This window comes from Oleiphilus sp. HI0079 (assembly GCF_001635105.1).
Genome location: NZ_LWFT01000566.1, coordinates 1 through 1,805, shown reverse-complemented (window position 1 = coordinate 1,805; position 1,805 = coordinate 1). Strand labels below are relative to the sequence as shown.

The 1,805-nt window shown below is 46.9% G+C and carries 2 protein-coding genes and 1 pseudogene; 1 reads left to right on the top strand and 2 read right to left on the bottom strand.

Going from position 1 to position 1,805, the window contains the following annotated elements; genetic code table 11:
- Positions 1-181: 181 nt before the first annotated feature.
- Positions 182-490: a ribosome assembly RNA-binding protein YhbY gene (gene yhbY, locus A3750_RS09290; RefSeq protein ID WP_068458802.1), complete on the top strand. Its 309-nt coding sequence runs from the start codon at positions 182-184 to the stop codon at positions 488-490.
- A 58-nt stretch (positions 491-548) separates the two neighbouring features.
- Here yhbY and greA read toward each other — a convergent pair whose 3' ends face one another.
- Positions 549-1,025, bottom strand: a complete 477-nt coding sequence (gene greA, locus A3750_RS09285) for a transcription elongation factor GreA (protein WP_068458803.1) — start codon at positions 1,023-1,025, stop codon at positions 549-551.
- A 33-nt stretch (positions 1,026-1,058) separates the two neighbouring features.
- A pseudogene (carB, locus tag A3750_RS09280) lies at positions 1,059-1,805 on the bottom strand (carbamoyl phosphate synthase large subunit); the annotation flags it as partial.

Sequence of the window (1,805 nt, the reverse complement as noted above, 5' to 3'; positions counted from 1 at the left end):
AGCCGTCTTCTTGCGAACGCTTTACATATTGATCATCAAAATGCTCTTTAAGCCAACGACCACTGGACTTTGAACGCGCCATACAATAGCTCTTCTATAATATTTGCAGTTTTAAATTATTGACTTTGGTTTCGCGCAATGACGGAGTACACTTGCGCCCAGATACTAATAGGACAATCTCATGACAACACTCAACGCTGCAGAGAAAAAACAAATGCGAGCCATCGCTCACAACCTTAACCCCGTCATTATAGTGGGTGATAAAGGCATCAGCGAGGGTTTGCTTGAAGAGTTGGACCGAGCTCTTGAGCAACATGAGCTAATCAAGGTCAAACTTAGCTCAAACGACCGCGACTTTCGCGAACAAGCGGTGAACGAGTTATGCGAAAGCAGCAAAGCTCAACTCGTTCAGGTCATCGGTAAAATCGCGATCCTTTTACGTCGAAGCAAGAAGCCAAATCCAAAGCTGTCGAATCTACTTCGCTCTTAACACGCCCAAGCAAAACAAAAAAAGCGCCTCTAGGGCGCTTTTTTTCAACGAGCAAACATTAAATGTGTGCTACTTCATCAATCTCATACTCGACAATGCCGTCCGGAACCTGAACTCCAGCAATATCACCCTCATTCTTACCGATAAGAGCACGTGCAATAGGCGACGATACCGAAATTTTACCTGCCTTTATGTCAGCTTCATCATCACCGACAATTTGGTACTTTACTTCTGCGTCGTCGTCCATACGTATCAACGTAATGGTAGAACCAAAGATAACGCGACCACTTGGCTCAATGGCAGTCACATCGATCACTTGGGCATTTGAAAGCTTACCCTCAATCTCCTGAATACGACCTTCTATGAAGCTCTGCTGCTCGCGTGCAGCATGATACTCAGCATTTTCTTTCAGATCGCCATGCTCCCGCGCATCTGCAATGGCCTCAATGACACGAGGCCGCGCTTCCGTTTTAAGTTCTGTTAGCTCTTCGCGCAAGGCTTTTTCGCCCTGCACGGTCATCGGAATACGATTCATAGTTTCCCTAGTTATTTATCTGTTCGCTATGGGTTAATGTAGATCTTGCAATCTTCGTACTGTCTCGTTGGAACCAAAACGCATTGCTCGCGCAATCGCCTCGCCACCGGCTAAAGTCGTACTATACGCAATCTTCTTCTGAAGTGCAGAATGGCGAATATGCGAAGAGTCCTTGATAGCCTGACGCCCTTCCGTTGTATTCACAATCAGGGTGATTTCACCATTCTTGATAACATCAACAACATGCGGACGGCCCTCAAGTACCTTGTTCACCACCTCGACTTCGATTCCTGCATCCTGAATTGCTTTTGCAGTTCCGCGAGTTGCAACAATTTTATAGCCCCCATCCACGAGAAGGCGCGCAACATCAACAACACCGTCCTTGTCGACATCCCGAACACTCAAGAAAGCCTTACCAGAGCTTGGTAAGATCTCACCTGTCGCAATAAAGCCTTTCGCAAACGCTTCATCGAAGGTATCACCAACTCCCATTACCTCTCCAGTTGACTTCATTTCTGGGCCCAAAATAGGGTCAACCGCCGGGAATTTCTTAAACGGGAAAACGGACTCTTTAACGCTGTAATGCTCCGGAATAATTTCTTCTGTAAAGCCAAGCTCCTCAAGGGACTTGCCAGCCATCACTCGCGCTGCAATTTTCGCTAAGGACGTTCCAATCGCCTTGGACACAAAGGGCACAGTACGAGAGGCGCGTGGATTTACCTCAATCACGTAAATCATCTCATCCTGATACGCTAGCTGCACATTCATCAAGCCAACAAC

What these genes read in the sequence shown, in the direction of transcription:
- yhbY (WP_068458802.1), top strand. Translation starts at nt 182, where the DNA reads ATGACAACACTCAACGCTGCAGAGAAAAAACAAATGCGAGCCATCGCT.
- greA (WP_068458803.1), bottom strand. Translation starts at nt 1,025, where the DNA reads ATGAATCGTATTCCGATGACCGTGCAGGGCGAAAAAGCCTTGCGCGAA.